The organism is Streptomyces sp. NPDC054796 (genome assembly GCF_053611545.1).
In genome coordinates, this window is sequence record NZ_JBSHAO010000001.1 from 400251 (window position 1) to 416367 (window position 16117).

The 16117-nt window shown below is 73.9% G+C and carries 12 protein-coding genes; 2 read left to right on the forward strand and 10 right to left on the reverse strand.

The features are described from left to right. Positions 1-60 precede the first annotated feature (60 nt). On the reverse strand, positions 61-486 hold the full coding sequence (locus ACWGJ2_RS01760; RefSeq protein WP_453343911.1) for a phage tail protein: 426 nt from the start codon (positions 484-486) through the stop codon (positions 61-63). Positions 487-553: 67 nt separating this feature from the next. After that, complete coding sequence (locus tag ACWGJ2_RS01765) at positions 554-1120, reverse strand: hypothetical protein (protein ID WP_453343912.1); 567 nt, start codon at positions 1118-1120, stop codon at positions 554-556. 1672 nt (positions 1121-2792) lie between these two features. Here ACWGJ2_RS01765 and ACWGJ2_RS01770 point away from each other — a divergent pair. Then, positions 2793-3221 carry a hypothetical protein gene (locus tag ACWGJ2_RS01770; RefSeq protein ID WP_453343913.1) on the forward strand — a complete coding sequence of 143 codons (429 nt, stop codon included), beginning with the start codon at positions 2793-2795 and terminating at the stop codon, positions 3219-3221. A 342-nt stretch (positions 3222-3563) separates the two neighbouring features. On the opposite strand, the gene ACWGJ2_RS01775 is transcribed toward ACWGJ2_RS01770, so the two are convergent. The 8 genes from ACWGJ2_RS01775 to ACWGJ2_RS01810 form a co-directional block, all read right to left on the reverse strand. Beyond that, positions 3564-3722 (reverse strand): DUF6760 family protein, encoded by a 159-nt coding sequence (locus ACWGJ2_RS01775; RefSeq protein ID WP_453343914.1) that lies wholly within the window; start codon positions 3720-3722, stop codon positions 3564-3566. Continuing rightward, positions 3719-4246 (reverse strand): hypothetical protein, encoded by a 528-nt coding sequence (locus ACWGJ2_RS01780; RefSeq protein ID WP_453343915.1) that lies wholly within the window; start codon positions 4244-4246, stop codon positions 3719-3721. The genes ACWGJ2_RS01775 and ACWGJ2_RS01780 overlap by 4 nt, the downstream gene beginning before the upstream one ends. After that, complete coding sequence (locus tag ACWGJ2_RS01785; protein WP_453343916.1) at positions 4243-4683, reverse strand: phage tail protein; 441 nt, start codon at positions 4681-4683, stop codon at positions 4243-4245. The genes ACWGJ2_RS01780 and ACWGJ2_RS01785 overlap by 4 nt, the downstream gene beginning before the upstream one ends. Before the next feature lie 83 nt (positions 4684-4766). Next, positions 4767-6296 (reverse strand): phage tail sheath family protein, encoded by a 1530-nt coding sequence (locus ACWGJ2_RS01790; RefSeq protein WP_453343917.1) that lies wholly within the window; start codon positions 6294-6296, stop codon positions 4767-4769. 388 nt (positions 6297-6684) lie between these two features. Then, the gene (locus tag ACWGJ2_RS01795; RefSeq protein WP_453343952.1) at positions 6685-8868 is read right to left on the reverse strand and encodes an ATP-binding protein; all 2184 of its coding nucleotides are present in this window, start codon (positions 8866-8868) and stop codon (positions 6685-6687) included. A gap of 401 nt (positions 8869-9269) precedes the next feature. After that, positions 9270-10013, reverse strand: coding sequence for a DUF4255 domain-containing protein (locus tag ACWGJ2_RS01800; protein ID WP_453343918.1), 744 nt, complete (start codon positions 10011-10013; stop codon positions 9270-9272). Next, positions 10010-13162, reverse strand: a complete 3153-nt coding sequence (locus ACWGJ2_RS01805) for a hypothetical protein (protein WP_453343953.1) — start codon at positions 13160-13162, stop codon at positions 10010-10012. Before ACWGJ2_RS01805 ends, ACWGJ2_RS01800 begins: the two co-directional genes overlap by 4 nt. A 450-nt stretch (positions 13163-13612) precedes the next feature. Further along, positions 13613-14386, reverse strand: a complete 774-nt coding sequence (locus tag ACWGJ2_RS01810; RefSeq protein ID WP_453343919.1) for a response regulator transcription factor — start codon at positions 14384-14386, stop codon at positions 13613-13615. Between the two features lie 370 nt (positions 14387-14756). Between ACWGJ2_RS01810 and ACWGJ2_RS01815 the strand changes: the two genes are divergently transcribed. Beyond that, positions 14757-16085, forward strand: a complete 1329-nt coding sequence (locus ACWGJ2_RS01815) for a COG1470 family protein (RefSeq protein WP_453343920.1) — start codon at positions 14757-14759, stop codon at positions 16083-16085. The last annotated feature ends 32 nt before the right edge of the window (positions 16086-16117 follow it).

A 16117-nucleotide genomic window follows, 5' to 3' on the forward strand; every position in this document is an offset into this window, starting at 1 on the left:
GGTGGCGGTGCGGGGCGGTGTGGCGCGGGTGCGGCTGTGCGGGCGGGCGGACGGGCGGGGTCATGACGGGCGCAGGCCCTCGTGGGCGATCTCCAGCGTCTCCGTGGCGGCCTGGGAGTTCGCCGGATCGAACGAGGGCCCCTGCCACCGCACCGGCACGATGCCGAGCACCTGCCAGCTCACGATGGGGCTCAGGTCCGGCTTCAGCGCGACGATCTCGCCGTCCTTGGGCTCCACACGCCGGACGATCTCGTCCAGCCACTGCGCGATCTTGGTGGTGTCCGAGGTGACGGGACGGGACAGCGTGATGTTCGACCACGTGATACGACCGGGAAGCTGCCAGGCGAAGCCGTTGTTGCCGCCCTCGGCGTACTGCTCGATCTCCACCTGGGCGCCCAGGCCCGTGCAGGTGTGGAACGCGCCGAGGTCGTTGCCGCCGATCGTGAGCTTGAAGAACACGCTCGTCGCGAAGATGTCGTCCGTCATTCCCTTGTCTCCCCGTCTCTCCCTGCTGTGTGCGTGTGCGTGTGCGGGGCGGTCGGTCCGTGCGTGGTCACCGGCGGCCGTCGTACAGTCGGCCCGCGCGTTCCCTGCCACGGCGCAGATCGGCGCGCAGCAGCCGTCCGACGGGTTCGATCAGCCGCCGGGCAAGCTCTTCGATGTCGAGGTTGCCGATACCGCTGGTGTCGCCGCCCTTGTGGTCGGGGGGTTCGGCGGCACGGCCGCCCGGTCCGGCGGCGGTGGCGGTGTCCGGAGCGCCGGGTGGTGTGGACTGCGGTGGCCGGCCGGTGGCCGACGGTGTCTCCGCGCCGCCGCCCGTGTGCGGACGCCGGTACGTCTGGACCGGGGTGGTCACCGCGGTCACCGGCACGCCGGACAGGCCCGCGTTGTCGAGCGCGCGCTGTACAGCGGCCGACGACGTGGGCGTGCCGCGGTGCGCCGTCCCGTGCGGTGCGTGGGACGGCGCGGGCCCTGACCCGGGTGCGGGCCGGGCCACGCGCACGGGAAGTACGGGGAGGTTGCCCTGTGGCGGGGCGGAGGGCGCGGACGGCGCCGATGGCGCGGAGGGCAGGGGCGGGGCGGGCGGCGCGGGGGAGACCTCGGGCGTCAGACGTTGCACCGTGGGTGTCCCGGCCTCCGGCCAGGCAGACGCGGGACGGCTCGGCCGTACGGCGGGCACGGTGGGCCTGGCGGGGGCGGGGGACGTGGTGGGGGTGGCGCGGGTCTCGGGTGCGTGGCCGTCGGCCCGGCCCACCGTGCGGGCGTGGGTGTCCGACGCGGCTGAGGGTGCGGTGGTGTTCCCCTGCCGTACACCGGGCAGCGCTGCCGCCGCTACGTGTGACGGGGCGCGCTGCACGGGTGGGCGGCCCGTGGTGTGTCCGGAGCCCGTACGGGGAGGGCCCGATGAGGGAGATGAGGGAGATGAGCGTGGTGAGTGGGGCGCTGTGGTCGAGGGTGCCGACGGGTCCGGTGCCGACGTGGTCGCGTCGCGGGGCCACACGGCCCGGACGACGGGCTTCGATGTACCGGCAGTCCCTGTTGCCCCCGCCTTCTGAACCGGTGCGGAGAAGCCCTCGCGCGCGCCGGTCCGCACCGGGAGCTGGCGCTCGGCGAGCAGGGCCCGCGTCCGCCGCACGACTCCTGCCTGCGGTGCGGGTGCGGGTGCGGGTGCGGATGTGGGGGTGGGTGTGTGTGCCGTGGTGACCGCATGGGTGCCGGTGCGGGTGCCGGTGGCCCCTGTGTCCCTGAGCCCGGCAACGGCTCGCTGGACGGGTGCGGGGCGCACCGTGTCACCTGTCGTTCCGCCGTGCGGCGCTGACTGATGCGGCGTCAGGGTGCGTTGTACGTGCGGGGCTTCGCCGGTGCCGGGTGCGGTGGTGACCGGGGTGGCGCTGGGGTGCGACGTCGCGCCCTCGCCGCCCGCGCGCACGGGGAGGGGCTGCGATCCGGTGACGGGGGGCGTTGCCGGTGCCTGTGCCGGGCCGCGCCGGTCGGGCTCCGGTGCCCGCAGCACCGGGCGCATCCCGCCCGTCAACGGTGCGGTCTCCGGCGTCGCCGCCGTGCCCGGCAGTGTGGGGAGGGGCGCGCCCAGCCCCGTACGCGGGCGGGAGGCGGCACGCGATGTTTCCCCTGACGGCGGTACGGCGTCGCCGGGGCGGCCCGGTCCTTCCTCGCGGGCCGGGCGTGACGGAGTGGTCGCGGGCGGCTCAACTGGCCCCGTACCAGGCGGAGTTGCCCTAATCGGGGTGCCCGTTCCCGTACCCGTTCCCGTTCCCGTACCCGTACCCGTGGCCCCGTGCTGGGCCGTCGTGTCGTGCGGGGTGTCCGTCTGGCGCTGCACCACGGGGAGCGGGCCGGAGCCGGTGGCAGGGTGCGTCGTCGGGGAGCCCGGCGACGTGGTGGGCCCGTCAGCAGTGGTCAGCGGTACCGCGCTCGCGGGGAGGGTGTGCAGGGCTTCCCCGAGCGTCGGACGTGACGGGGTCGAGGGCGCGGACGTGCCGGCCCCCGGCACACCGGTCGCCCTCGACGCCGACGGCGCACCCTCCCCGTCACCGCCCTCCGCACGACGCTGGACCTCCACACTGTGCCCACCCCGTCCACCGCGCGGACCAGGCGTGACCCCGTGCCGCTCCGCACCCTTCTCCGGCGCACCGCCGCTGCCGGGGGCCGCCTCGTGCGTGGGCCCCGCGCCCCCTGAAGCGGAACCCGCACCGGGGGCACCGGTCCCCCCGCTGCCGCGGGCAGGGGAGGCGCCCGGCGCCGTACGGGACGCACCGGAGGCGGGGCGTGCCGTGGAGGGGACCGCCGTCACAGGGCGCGCGGGCAGCACCGTGCGCCGAGCCACCGTCAGCGGCGGCCCGGCCGGACGCGCCCTTACACGTTCCGGAGGCGTCGCCCGTACGACGTCCGGCGCCGTACCGCTGGACGGCACGGGAGTCCCGCTCGCGGAGGACGCGGCAGAAACCGGAGAAGCGGAGGACGCCGGGGAAGGTGCGGACTTGGGCGTGGGCGTGGACCTGGCAGTGGAGGCGGACGGGCGCACCGTCACGGGGCCCGCCTCCGCCTCCCGGGGCGCCTCGGACTCCCCGTCAGGACCGGGCTGCGCCTCCGGCGCGGCGACGCGCAGCAGCAGCGGCGCACCGCTCGCGCGGGTCGTCGGGGTGGCCGCGCGGGCCACCCCGCGCACGAGCCCCGCGGGGGCGTTCGGCAGTACCGCGTGACCGAGCCCGGTACCGAAGGAGGGGTTCTGCCACGCGGCGAGCCGCGAGCGGAACCGCAGCCCGTCGCTGACGCCGATCGACGCCCGCGCCACGGTCACCGTCGGAGGTGCGACGGCGCGCCACCCGCCGTCCCACGACGCGTCGGCCCCACCACCCGCACCCGAACCCACACCCGAACCCGAAGCGGCACCGGAAACGTCACCGGACTCCGTACCGGAACCGGAACCGATACCGGAACCCGCACCCGCACCCGCATCCGCCCCGGAACGAACCCGGTCACGGGATCCGTCACGGGGCACGCGCCGCAGCCCTTCGCGAACCCTCTCCAGGAATCCCATGCGCTCACCCGCCTTCGTTCACGCGGGTGTTGATCCGCGCTATCTCCCGCACCCACTGCTGCCGTTCGCCGTGGGTGAGGTCGAGAATGTCGTCCCGTTGCCAGTGGAAGTGATAGGCGACGTACGCGATCTCCTCCCGTAGCCGGGGGAGCGCGTACGTCACGATTCCCCCAGGCGCCCCCCGGAGAGGTCGACCTCGAACGAACCGTGGCACATCGGGCAGGTCACCGAGGCGTGCGTGTGGCCCTCGCTGTTGATGCGCTGGTAGAAGTCCTGGAGGAAGGCGACGTCGGTGGCGTACATCCGCTCGACGACGCCCGCGTGCACGTCCGTGATGCTGCCGAGCTGGGTGATCACCTGGCTCAGCAGCACCACGCTCAGATACGCCGGGTTCTCCTTGACGCGCAGATCGATCTGCGGACGCAGCTCGTCGCGCGCCGTCGCCAGCCGCATCGACCCGCGGCGGTGCACCGTGCCCTCGTCGTCCACGTATCCGCGCGGCAGCTCGAACTCGAACTCGGTACGCAGTTCCCGCGTATCGCGTCCCCCGTCCCGCGCCACGGTCTGTGGCGCGGGATCCGGAGCCGGAGCCGGCCCCGGTGCCGCCGTGGCCCCGGCGGCACCGGGCCCTGGCGTATCGAGGAGTTCCCCGACGTCGATGCCGGTGGTGACCGTACGGCGCCTCATTCGACGATGATCTCCTCGAACGTGATGGTCACCGACTCGGTCGCCGCGCTCGATTCGCCCGCCTTCAGGGAGGGGCCCTCCCACTTGCTGGCCCAGCCCTGCATGAGCTGGATGCGGCGGACGGTCTCGCCCGTCGAGTCCTTGATCTCGATGGTGAGGTTCTGCCGCGCGGTGTCGACGGCGCCGTTGTTCAGCGTCTCCTTGATCCAGGTCGTGAACTCGCTGCTCTGGTCCAGGCCCCGAGTGATCGTCACCTCGCCCGCCTGGCGCGCGCCGGGCTGCTTGCGGATGATCTGCTTGCCCTCGGCGGTCACCTGGCGGACCTCGACCACTTCCTCCTCGACGGTCATGCCGCTGATCTCCTGGATGGACTCCACGAGATAGCCGCCGAGCTGCACGCCGAAGATATGTGTGGAGAGAGCATCGCCTTCTGCCATGACTGCTGGTCACCTTCCGGTAATGAACGCGTGGCGCGTGGAGTGGAAAAGCCGAGAACGGGAGGGGGAGGGGGAGGGGCCGGTCACTCGTCGACGAGGCTGGTGCTGTCCGAGAACTGCGACAGCCGGAAGACCACGAACTCGGCGGGCTTGACGGGCGCGACACCGATCTCGCACACCACCTGCCCGAGGTCGATGGACTCCTGCGGGTTGTTCTCCCGGTCGCACTTCACGTAGAACGCCTCGGCCGCCGTCCGCCCGAACAGCGCGCCCCTGCGCCACTCCTCGGTGAGGAACGCGGTCACGTTGCGGCGGATGCTCGACCACAGCCGGTCGTCGTTCGGCTCGAACACCACCCACTGGGTGCCGATGAGGATGGACTCCTCCAGGTAGTTGAACAGGCGGCGCACGTTCAGATAGCGCCAGGCCGGGTCGGAGGAGAGGGTGCGCGCTCCCCAGATGCGGACGCCGCGTCCGGGGAAGGAGCGGATGCAGTTCAGCCCGATCGGGTTGAGCAGGTCCTGCTCGCCACGGCTGAGCCGGATCTCCAGGTCGACGGCGCCGCGCAGCACCTCGTTCGCCGGGGCCTTGTGCACACCGCGTTCACCGTCGCTGCGCGCCCACACGCCCGCTACGTGGCCGCTCGGCGGGACCATGGAGTTGCGCCCCGTAGCCGGGTCGAACACCTTGATCCACGGGTAGTAGGCGGTGCCGTAGCGGGAGTCGAACCCGGCCTCCTCGTTGCGCCACGTTCTGGCCTGCTGCGCGTTCAGGCCGGGCGGGGCGTCGAGAACGGCGACCCGGTCGCCCATCTGCTCGCAGTGCGAGAGCACGGCGAGCTGCACCGTCTTCACACCCTCGGTGTCGATGTCCCCGCGCTGGTAGGCGCTCATCAGGTCGGGCACCGCGACCATCGTGACCTCGTCGATGGCCTCCAGCCCGGCGAACCCGGTACGGGCCGACGCGTCGCCGACGTACTCGGCGGGAGTGGCCGCGGGACGCCCTGGCACCGCGACCTGCGCGGGCGCGGCGGCGAGGGTGAGCGTCTGGTTCTCCGGGCGGCGCTGGGCCGTGCCGGGCTGCTCGGTCACCTCGACCAGCGTCGACTCCCGCGCCTGGGTGACCAGATACCCCTTCGCGTTCTTACGGGTCGTCACATCGAGGGTCTCGACCACCTTGGTGCCCTTGCGGATGAGCACCCGGAAGCGGTCGTCCGGCGGGTTCTCCCCCTCGGGGTCGGTGATCTCGACGGAGAGGTCCTGCCCGGCGCCGGGAAGCGCGGAGAACAGGAAGCCGCCCGTCGCCACCGGCGGGGGCAACTGCTCGGCTGCCGGGGCCTCGCTCGCGGCCGGGCCGCCGACGCGCACCACGTACGCGCTGCCGCCGCCGTTCGCGAAGTAGCCGTAGACGGCGTGCGCGAGGAAGGTGCCCTCGGTGAAGCCGCCGAAGCCCTGCACGTACTGGTCCCAGTTGGTCACCAGGGTGGGCTGGTGGAAGGGGCCCGTCTCGGCGAAGCCGACGAACGCGGCGACGGCGGTGCCCACACCCTCGATCGGCCGGGCTCCGGACTGCACCTCCTCCACGTAGACGCCCGGGGTGAGGTACGTCGGCATGCTGGCTCCTTCGGGTGGACGGTCGGTCGGCGACGACGAGTCTCGCGCGGGGACCCCGCCCGGCAGCAGGTCTCTTCGCCCCGGGACAGGGGCAACGAAGCTGCCTTCCCGGGCACACGCGTGCGCCGCGCGGACCCGTCCGGGCCCTGGCCGGACCCCGCCGCCCGCCCGTTCCGCCGAGGGCGGGGGCGCCGCGAGGAGCGCCGCCGCGCCGAAGGGCAGGTCCGCGCCCCGCAGCTCCTGCCCTTCCGGTCCCGCACGGGGGTGCGCGCGTGCAGTGCGCCTCGGCGCCCCGGGCACGGGGCACGGCACGGACGGGCCGTCCGCGAACCAGCGGTGCCGCCTCCGCACGGCGGCTACGTCCGCGTCTACGGTCGCATCGGCACGTCTACGTCCGGTGCGCCCGCGCCCGCGCCGACGTACCCGGTGCCGGTTCCGACCCCGGTCCGTCGTTGAGCGCCGACTGGAGCCAGGGCCCGAACTCGCCCGCCAGCGCCAGGCGCCCGAGCTTGCGGTACTCCTGGAGGATCGCCGAGACGAGCTGCTCCATGCGCAGCGGCGTGCCTGCCTCAGCCGCCAGATACGCGGCCGTCACCGCGCAGGCCCGGATCGACCCGCCCGCCAGCTCGAAGCGCTCGGCGCAGAACTCCAGGTCCAGGTCGTCGGCGCGCGGCAGCCCGCCGCCGAGGCACCGGTCCCACAGCGCGAGCCGCTGACGTGCGTCGGGCACGGGGAACTCCGCGATGACGTCGAGCCGACGGGTGAACGCCTCGTCCAGGTTGGCGCGCAGGTTGGTGGTGAGGATGGCGATCCCGTCGAAGGACTCCATGCGCTGGAGCAGATAGGCCGACTCGACGTTCGCGTGCCGGTCGTGTGCGTCCTTCACCTCGGAGCGCTTGCCGAAGATCGCGTCCGCCTCATCGAAGAGCAGCACCCCGTTCACCTCCGACGCCTCGGTGAAGATGCGCTCCAGGTTCTTCTCCGTCTCGCCGATGTACTTGTCGACGACGGTGGACAGCTCCACCACGTACAGTTCCATGCCCAGCTCGGCGGCGACCACCTCGGCCGACATCGTCTTGCCGGTGCCCGACTCGCCCGCGAACAGCGCGATCACGCCGCGTCCGCGCCCGCCGCCGGGCCGCATCCCCCACTGGCCCAGCACCTGGTCACGGTGCTTGGCGCGCAGCGCGAGTTCGCCGAGCTGGCGCCGGGTCTCCGGGGGGAGCACGAGGTCGTCCCAGGTGACGGCGGGTTCGAACCGCCGCGCCAGCCTGGCCAGTCCGGCGCCGTTCTGCGCCCGTACGGCGGCCCGCAGGTCGGCGCCGTCCACGGGGCGGCGCTCGCTCGCCGCCGTCCGCACGGCGACGGTGGCCGCTCGGCGCACCTGCGACGCGTCGAGCCGGTACGAGGCGACGGCGGCGGCCAGTTCACGGGCCGCTCCGGTGTCGGTGCCGGTGCTGGTCCCGTTGCCCTCGTGGTCGTGGTCGGGGTCGGGGACGCCGTTGCGCCGTGCGGCGGCGACGAGCTCCCGCTCCCAGCGCGCGGTGCGCTGGGCCGCGTCGAGCGGCGGAACGGCGAACGTCACCGGGCTCTCCGCCGCCCACCACGGGTCCCACACCTTCGCCCCGTACGTGACGAGCGGGACACCGGCGAGCGCCGCGCACAGTTCGCGCAGCAGCCGCGCGTGCTCGGGGCGCTCCGGCTCGCAGCGCTCCAGCGGTCCCAGGACGACGCCGCCGTCGCTCAGCCGCGCCTCCAGCGCCAGGGCACGGGCCGAGCGGAGCGGCGCGTGGTCGGCGGTGAACGCCGTCGGATCGAGCACGAGGGGGCGACGGCCGGCGGCCACCAGCGCCGTCACGGCGAGCCGTTCCGCGTCGCCTCCCCCGTCGAGCAGATGGACGGTGCCGCTGCCGGTCGTCGCCGCCGCGCCGACGCGGTGGGCGAGCGCGGTGCGGGGGTCCGTGCCGGAGCGGGCGGTGCCGTCGTCGGGGGCGGCCAGGGTGGCGAGCCCGCGCAGCCTGCCGTCGGGTGCGTCGTCGCCGAGCAGATGCGCGGTCACCCGGTCGGGCACCCGCAGCCCCCTGGACAGGAGCGGCCGTTCCGGCTCCGTGACCTCCAGGAGCCCGCCCGCGATCAGCGGCGCGTCCGCGCCGAACCGGAACCGGCCAGGGGAGGCACCGTGCAGCCCGCACAGTTCCAGGGCCAGCCCGATGGTCGGCCTGCGCCGGGTCAGGTCGTCGTTGAGATAGCCGTAGAGCTGCTCGAACCGTGCGTCGATGTCCGGGGCCAGCGCGACGAACAGCAGGTCGACGTCGAGCGGCGACAGCGCGAAGGCGTCGGCGAGCCGCCCGGTCCTGGTGCCCGGCGCCGGCAGCTCCGCCGCGCCGGGTTCGACGGACTCGGCGGGTTCGACGGGCTCGGCGGCGGCCGGTGCCGCAGTGGGGGTGCGCAGGATGCGCTCGACGGCCTCCGCGCTCAGATACTGGCCACGGTACGGGTCGTCCGGGTCGGGGTCACCCGCCCTGCGCGCGGCCACCGCGTCCCGCACCCGCTGCTCGACGCGCCGCAGCAGCGCCCAGAACGGGTCCGACGCGGTCCCGGGCCCGGAGGCGACCGGGACCGCGCGGCCGGCGCCCGACGTGGGCGCCGTTCCGTTCGTCGTGGGCTGGGTGTGTGCCGTGTCGTGCGTGGGTGTGCCGCGCGCACCCCCGCTGGTATCTGCGGGGTCGGTGTGCGCCGAGCCCGCCGTGGCCGTCGTCCCGGTCGTGCCCGTTCCGTTCGTCGTGGGCTGGGTGTGTGCCGTGTCGTGCGTCGGTGTGCCGCGCGCACCCCTGCTGGTGCCTGCCGAGGCTGCGGGGGCGGAGTCCGCCGGGTCCGGCGTGCCGTTCGAGGGCGCGCCGTCCTGGGGCCCCGTCACCTCGTCCGTACCGTTCGTACCGTCCCTGCCGTCCGTCGCCGCCGTGACGTCGAGGCTCACCGGCGGGCACCGCCCCGGCGCCGTCGGCCAGAGGGGAGCGGGCGTTCGCGGGGGGCCGCGAAGCCGTCGGAGCCCGGGTCCGTCGCGCCGTCGTAGCGCAGCCTTCGGCCGGGGCCCTCCACCGGGCCCCCGCCACCGTCCGGACCGTTCCCGCCGCTTTCCTCCGACCCCCCGTGGGGGCCGGTCCGCACCACCATGCCCTCGGTGACCGGCGGCCCCGCGGGGATGCGCGGGCCGGAGAGCGGCGCCAGTACGCGCACGTCCAGCGACGGCTTCAGTTCGCCCCCGAGCGCCGACCACACATCCGGCACCGAAGGGCCGCGCTCGCTCTGGCCACCCGCGTCCAGGGAGACGGCGAGGCCCAGTTCGGCGAGGGTGCCGGTCAGCAGCCGTTGGGGCAGCACGTCGACGGCGACCAGGCAGCGCAGGGTCTCGGACAGCAGCCGGTGCTCGTCCTGCGGGCGGCTGGTCCACGTCGTGACGAGGTAGGCGAGCTCGAACCAGCGCGGCGGGGTGCGCCACCCCGTGACCGTGCCGTCCTCGTCGTACTCCTCGGCCGTGCCCGTCTGACGCCGCGCCGCGTCCTCGCGGATGCCGTGCAGGAAGACGCTGATCGTGGGCGCGTTGCGGCGCGCGACCCAGTCCGAAGTGGGCGCGTCGAAGGCCAGCTCCACGCCGCCGCCCGTCAGTCCGCCCTCCGTCAGGAGCAGCCGCAGCGCCTCGTCCACCTCGTGGATCATCGGCGCGCCACCTCGTCCGGCGGCTGGACGCTGCCGTTGACGACGAGGAAGTCCGTCTTCACCGCGCTGAAGCCGGGGCCCCTCGCGGTGATGGTGCGCGGACCCGTCTGGTCCTTGGCGAGGATCAGCAACTGCGCCGTGAACTTCCCGCTCCCGGCGGGGCGGGCGGGCGCCGCCGAGGCGGTGATGCCCGGCTTCCAGCGCAGCTTCACCGGCGCGCCCGGCGGGAAGTCCTTGCCGCGTACGGAGGTGACGAAGCCCGGCTTGCCGATGTCGGGCACGGCCACGATGCGCGGCTGGAGGATGCGCAGCGGCTCCTTCGCGGTGTTGTCCGAGCGGTCCGCGTCCGTGCCGGTGGTCGTCAGGCGTCCGGTGACCGTGGTCTTCAGCGCCTTCTTCGGCGCCAGCACGACCCGTATCACCGACGAGGCACCCGGCTTCAGATCGCCCAGTTCGCACGCGGTACGGGTGCAGCCGCCAGGAAGCCGTTCCGTGGGCACACCCTCGGGCAGTCCGAGCCGCAGCCGCAGCCCGGTGGCGAGCGCGTCGCCACGGTTGCGCACGGTGTAGCTGAGGGTCACCCGGCCGCCGACGTAGCCCGGGTTGGGCTGCGCGTTCAGCGACACTCCGGGACCGGCCTCGGTGGCGTCCGGCGGGGGTGGTGTGGGGGAGGGTTCGCCGGGCCCCGGGGTGGGTGTGGGTGTCGGCTCGTCGGTCGGTGTGGGGGTGGGGGTCGGTGTCGGCTCGTCGGTGGGTGTGGGCGTCGGAGTGGGTGTGGGCTCCTCGGCCTCGACGGGCACGACCGTCTCCCCGGCGTTGTCGCTCGGGCTGGGATCGAGCACGGTGCCCGTGACCGACCAGCCCACGCGGTGTTCGCCCTCCGTCACACCGACGATCCGCGCGGTGACCTGGACCGAAGCGCCGGGCGCGAGCGTGCCCAGGTCGCACTGGAGGGTCTCCGCCGCGCACTGTCCCGTGGACGTGGTCAGCTCGTCGAGGCGTACCCCGGCGGGCGGTGCCACCGTGAAGGTGGTGCCGGGCGAGGGTGAGGGCCCGTTGTTGGTCACGGTGACGGTGACCGAGGTGCCGCCACCTGTCCGCACCGTGTCCGAGGTGCCCGGCGCGGTGAGCGCCAGATCGACCGACTGCTGGAAGGCGGGCTCCTTCTGACGGCCCGGCATATAGCCGGTGATACGCGTCAGTTCGCCGCTCCCGAGGTTCAGCACCGACAGTGCCTCAGGCGAGTTCGGCGCGGCCGAGCGGCGCGAGGACAGCACCAGTTGCGACGCGTCGGGCGACCAGGCCACGTCGCGCGGCTGGAAGGGCCCGGACGCCGAGGTGTCGGGCAGGTCCTGTGCGCACGCGTTCGGCGTCTCGCGCAGTCCCTCGGGCAGGACGACCTGGCAGGTGCCGGCGCCGAGCTGGGCGAGCAGCACACCGTTGCGCTCGTTGACCCGGCCGCCGCCGTCCTTGCGGTTGAAGGCGAGGGAGTTGCCGTCGGGAGAGAACGCGGGGCTGTCGTCGATGACTTCGCAGGCGCCGGGACACATCGTCGCGCTCAGGTCGGTCTGTTCGCCGAGCGCGCCGGCGGGCGCGGTCCAGATGTGCTTGTTGCCGCCGTTGCCGTTGATGACCGCCGTCCTGGTGAACGCGAGCAGCTTGCCGTCCGAGGACCAGGTGGGCTGCGCGTCGCTGGCGTCGCCCTGCCCCTCGGGCGGTTCGACGGTGCCGACGATCTCGCCCGTCGCCACCTCGGCGACGAGGATGCGCCCCGGACCCGACGCCTCGCCGACGCCGCCGGGCGAGGTCCTGGTGAAGGCGAGGTACTCGCCGTCGGGCGAGAAGGCGGGGTCGGTGTCCCAGTCGCCGGGCTCGCGGTCCGCCAGCTCCATGGGGCGCGGGTCGGAGCCGTCGGCGCCGGTGAGCCAGATCCGCTCGACACGTCCGGCCGCCGAGTCCTCGAACCGGGTCACCACGATCTCCCGGCCGTCCGGTGTGTAGCTCTGCCGCTCGGTCCACGGGTCGTAGCCCTCGGCCGGATTGAACAGGGGGTCGGCGGCCGGGTCGGTGTTGGTGAGCGCCGACGGGTCCTCCTCCAGGACGGTGACCCCGAGGTCCCGTGGGTCGGCGCCGTCGGGCCTGACGTCCTGGAGGTGGGCGATGTTGGGTGCCGCCGCGCTCGTACGGGAGACGAGCACGTCCCCGCCGGAGCCCGGGTCGGCGCCGGGGGTCAGCAGGGTCGGGTCGCCCACGTTGCGGTCCTCGTCGAGCAGCAACTGGGGCTCGGCGGCCGAGCCCGCCGCTGACCGGTAGGCGCGCTCGTGGTTCCCCTCGCCGACGTACCCGCTCTCGCCGAGGAAGAGCAGGCCGTCCCCGTCCGGGAGCCAGTCCGCCGCGCTGGTGCGCCAGTCGGCCTGGGCGCCCGCGAGCAGCGGCCCCTCCTCTCCGGCCGGGGTGGTGACGCGCAGCCGTGGGCCGGTGTCGCCGCCCGCGTCGAGGGTGTAGGCGATCAGATCGCGGTGCTCGGCGTCGTTCACCGGGTTCCAGACCGGGTCGAGGGCGTCGCCGGCGCCCACCTGGGTGACCTGGGTGGCCTCGCCGCCCGCCAGATCGCGGACGTAGACCTGGCCGCAGGCGCACACGTCGTCGCTGACGTAGGCGATCCGGGTGCCGTCGGGCGAGACCGTCGGCCACTGCTCGTCGTCGGGGGAGTCCGTCAGCTTGCGCATGCCCGTGCCGTCGGTGCCCACGATCCACAGGTCGCGCTGACTCTGCCCGTCGGGGCCACCGGGCTCGGAGGAGTCGAAGACCACGGAGCGTCCGTCCGGGGTCAGTTGCGGGTGCGCCGCGTTGCGTCCGTCCGTGAGCTTGCGGATCTCGCCCGACGCGGTGCGCAGGTACACCTGTGGCTGTCTGCTGTCGCGCAGGCTGATGAAGACGGTGGCGCCGTCACGGGAGAACGGATGCTTGTCGAAGTGCTGGGGCCCGGGGCCGAAGAAGGGCTCGCTGGTGGCGGTGCCGGTGACCCGGCCCAGGCTGCGGTGGTCGGTGCCCGCGTACGTGATCCGCACGGAGTCGGCCGCGGCGGTCACCGCGGGGGCCTCCTGGCTGCCCCGCCCGGTGGCCGGTTGTGCCGAAGCGGCCGTCATCGAGGCCAGCAGCACCACCCCGGCGACGGCGCTCCTGGCCCACCGGGCATGCCCGGTGGGGGCGTTGGTGCCGTTGGTGCCGCGCGCTCTCCACTTCACAGTGCGGCCACTCCAGTTGCTTCGGCCATCCCCGCCACGTCCGCCAACTCCCCTGGTCCGAAGGGTTTTCCGGGCCGTGCGCCACGTGCCTTCGGCGCGCCTGCGTGCCCGGGCGCCCACGTTCGCGTTTCCGTACGTTCACGTCTTCGCACGGTTCCCCGCCGCAGTCTCGGGGCTGCGGGGGCGCGGGCACAGGGCCGGAGTACCCGTGCCGGGGGTAACGGGCGGTGACCCCGAGGGCAACCGCCCCCGGGCCGCCCGGCCCCCTGCCCGTATCCGAGCCGCACGCGCATACGTGCTCACCTACGTGCTCACCTACGTGCTCGCGTCGGCGCACAGGCCGCCGGACGGTCAGATCAGCCCGTGCCGCATGGCGTAGCCCACCGCGTGCGCCCGGTTGCGCAGCCCGAGCCTGCTGGCGACCTCGTGCAGCACGTTCTTGACGGTCCGCTCCGAGTACGAGGTCTTCGCCGCGATCTCGGCCGTGTCGTACCCCTCGGCGACCAGCCGCAGCATGTCCGCCTCGCGGGCCGTCAGGGGCGAGAGGGTGAGGCCGCGCGGGTCGAGTACGGTGCGCTGGAGGCTGCCGACGTGGTCGAGGAGCTGGCCGAGCAGATCGCCGGGCAGCACACCCTCGCCGCGTGCCAGCGCGGTGATCAGGTGTACGAGCCGGTCCTCGTCGGCCTCGGAGCGGCGCAGCACGGCCGCGGCACCGCACTCGATCATCGTCTGGAGCGCCCCGGTCTCGAACCGCCCGACGACCAGGCCCGTACGGGTCCCGGTGTTGCGCTGGAGACGGCGCAATAACTGCACCGTCTGGTCGTCCAGTTGGTCCACGACCACCAGGGATATCTGTGCGCGGTCGGTCTCCGCGTCGCGGAGCAGCTCCACCTCGGGCCGCTGCCGCAGCAGATGGGTGATCCCGGAGTGCAGGACATGGTCCTCCGCGTACACGGCGACCGACGAGCGCGTGGCAACGGCGGCCCCGCCCTCGCGCACGGCCACCCAGCGGTGCCGTGCCTCGCGGTACTGCCCGGCCTGCCCTGCCTGCCCGGCGATCTCGCGTCGTCCCGTGTGCTCCGTCCGGTGGGCGCTGTCGACCTGGTGCTTTTCAACCGACGTCATGAGCCGATCCGTTCCTCTTCGAGGTGCCTGGTCTGCGGGTGGGGGAGTCCGCGCGGGCGACGCTGACCACGCGGTGCGGTGTCTGACTGCGGGTGTGCGGGGTTGCGGGATGTGGGGTCGGTGTCCCTACGGGTCGGGTGTGGAGTGTGGTGCGGTGTCCCCGCCGGGCCTACGGGCGACAACCGCCGTGCGCGGGCCGCGCGGGCAGGGGAACGTGGGGGCGTGGACAGGAACGGGGTGCGGGTGGGGGAGCGGGACGGGACCGCTCCACCGGGTCCGTCGCGTGATGTGCCGTCAGGGCAGCGCCCGTGCCCGTGCGTTGCCCTCGTACCTCTCTCGCGGGGGTGGCGCGGCGTCCTACCGTCCCGTTGTGACCACATCTGCCGAACTCGAGATCCCGACGGTTACGGTGTCGCCGGGTGGTGAAGCGACGACGACCCTCACCGTGCGCAACGACACCGACATCGTCGAGGCTTACACCTTCGAGGTGGTCGGTGACTGCGCCCCCTGGAGCACCGTCGAGCCCGCCCGCGTCTCCCTGTACCCCGGCACGTCCGAGACGGTGACGATCCGGCTCGCACCCCCGAGGTCCTCCGGCGTGCGTGCGGGCGAGGTCCCGCTCGGGGTGCGTGTGCTGCCCGCGGAGCGCCCCGAGGCGGTGCGGGTCCCGGAGACCACCGTCACCGTCACGCCGTTCCACGAGCTGCGGGCCGAGCTGACGCCCAGGCGCCGCCGGGGACTGCTGCGTGCCCGCTACCGCACCTCGGTGCAGAACCTGGGCAACACACCCGTCGGCATCGTGTTCGCCGCCGACCAGGCGGGCGAGGACCTGACCTTCGACTTCGCCCCGAGCAACCCGCACCTCGCCCCCGGCGAGTCCACGGAGGTACGGCTGCGGGCACGCGCGGGCAAGCCCGTGTGGCTCGGCCAGCCCGCGACGTGGCCCTTCGAGGTCGCCGTCGACCGGGGCGAGGAGAGCGTTCTCGCCGACCGGAAGCAGACGGAGCAACGCACCACTCTGGAGGGCGAGTTCGTCCAGCTCGTCATCTTCCCGAAGTGGCTGCTCATCGTGCTCGCCGCGCTCCTCGCGCTGCTGCTCGCGTGGTTCGCGCTGGTGCGGCCCGCGGTGCGCAGCGCGGCCAAGGAGGCCGCCGACGACCGGGCGAAGGAGAACGCCGCCGCAGCGCGGGAGGCGGGCGACTCCGACGGCGACGGTGTGCCGGACGCGCAGGAGCAGGGCAACGGCCAGGGGCAGCAGGGGCAGGAGGGCGCGGGCCAGAACGGCGGCGGTGGCGGCGGATCGGGCAACGCCGCGACTAGCTCCGGCGTCCCCGGCACCGGCACCCAGACCTCCGAGACCATCGACATCCGCACCGGCGGCGGCGCGGAGAAGGACGGCACCTACCGTGTTCCGGAGGGCAAGGTCTTCGGGGTGACCGACATGGTGGTCGCCAACTTCCAGGGCGACGAAGGGCTGTTGACCGTCACCTTCGGCGAGCGGAAGATCACCACCATCGCCCTGGAGACGTTCCGCAACCAGGACTACCACTGGGTGACCCCGATCGAGGTCACCGAGGGCCAGACCGTCAGGGCGAGCGTGACCTGCGAGAAGACCGGCACTCCCGCGTCCGGCGACCGCGCCTCCGAGTGCAACGAGGTGGTCAACGTGACGGGCATCCTGAGCGACATCAAGCGATAAGGCCGACGGCGCGACGGCGGACGACGGGGCCA

Bases quoted from the DNA above. Each gene is read 5' to 3' on its own strand.
- ACWGJ2_RS01785 (WP_453343916.1), bottom strand. From the start codon at position 4,683: ATGGCAGAAGGCGATGCTCTCTCCACACATATCTTCGGCGTGCAGCTC.
- ACWGJ2_RS01780 (WP_453343915.1), bottom strand. From the start codon at position 4,246: ATGAGGCGCCGTACGGTCACCACCGGCATCGACGTCGGGGAACTCCTC.
- ACWGJ2_RS01790 (WP_453343917.1), bottom strand. From the start codon at position 6,296: ATGCCGACGTACCTCACCCCGGGCGTCTACGTGGAGGAGGTGCAGTCC.
- ACWGJ2_RS01805 (WP_453343953.1), bottom strand. From the start codon at position 13,162: ATGACGGCCGCTTCGGCACAACCGGCCACCGGGCGGGGCAGCCAGGAG.
- ACWGJ2_RS01810 (WP_453343919.1), bottom strand. From the start codon at position 14,386: ATGACGTCGGTTGAAAAGCACCAGGTCGACAGCGCCCACCGGACGGAG.
- ACWGJ2_RS01760 (WP_453343911.1), bottom strand. From the start codon at position 486: ATGACGGACGACATCTTCGCGACGAGCGTGTTCTTCAAGCTCACGATC.
- ACWGJ2_RS01800 (WP_453343918.1), bottom strand. From the start codon at position 10,013: ATGATCCACGAGGTGGACGAGGCGCTGCGGCTGCTCCTGACGGAGGGC.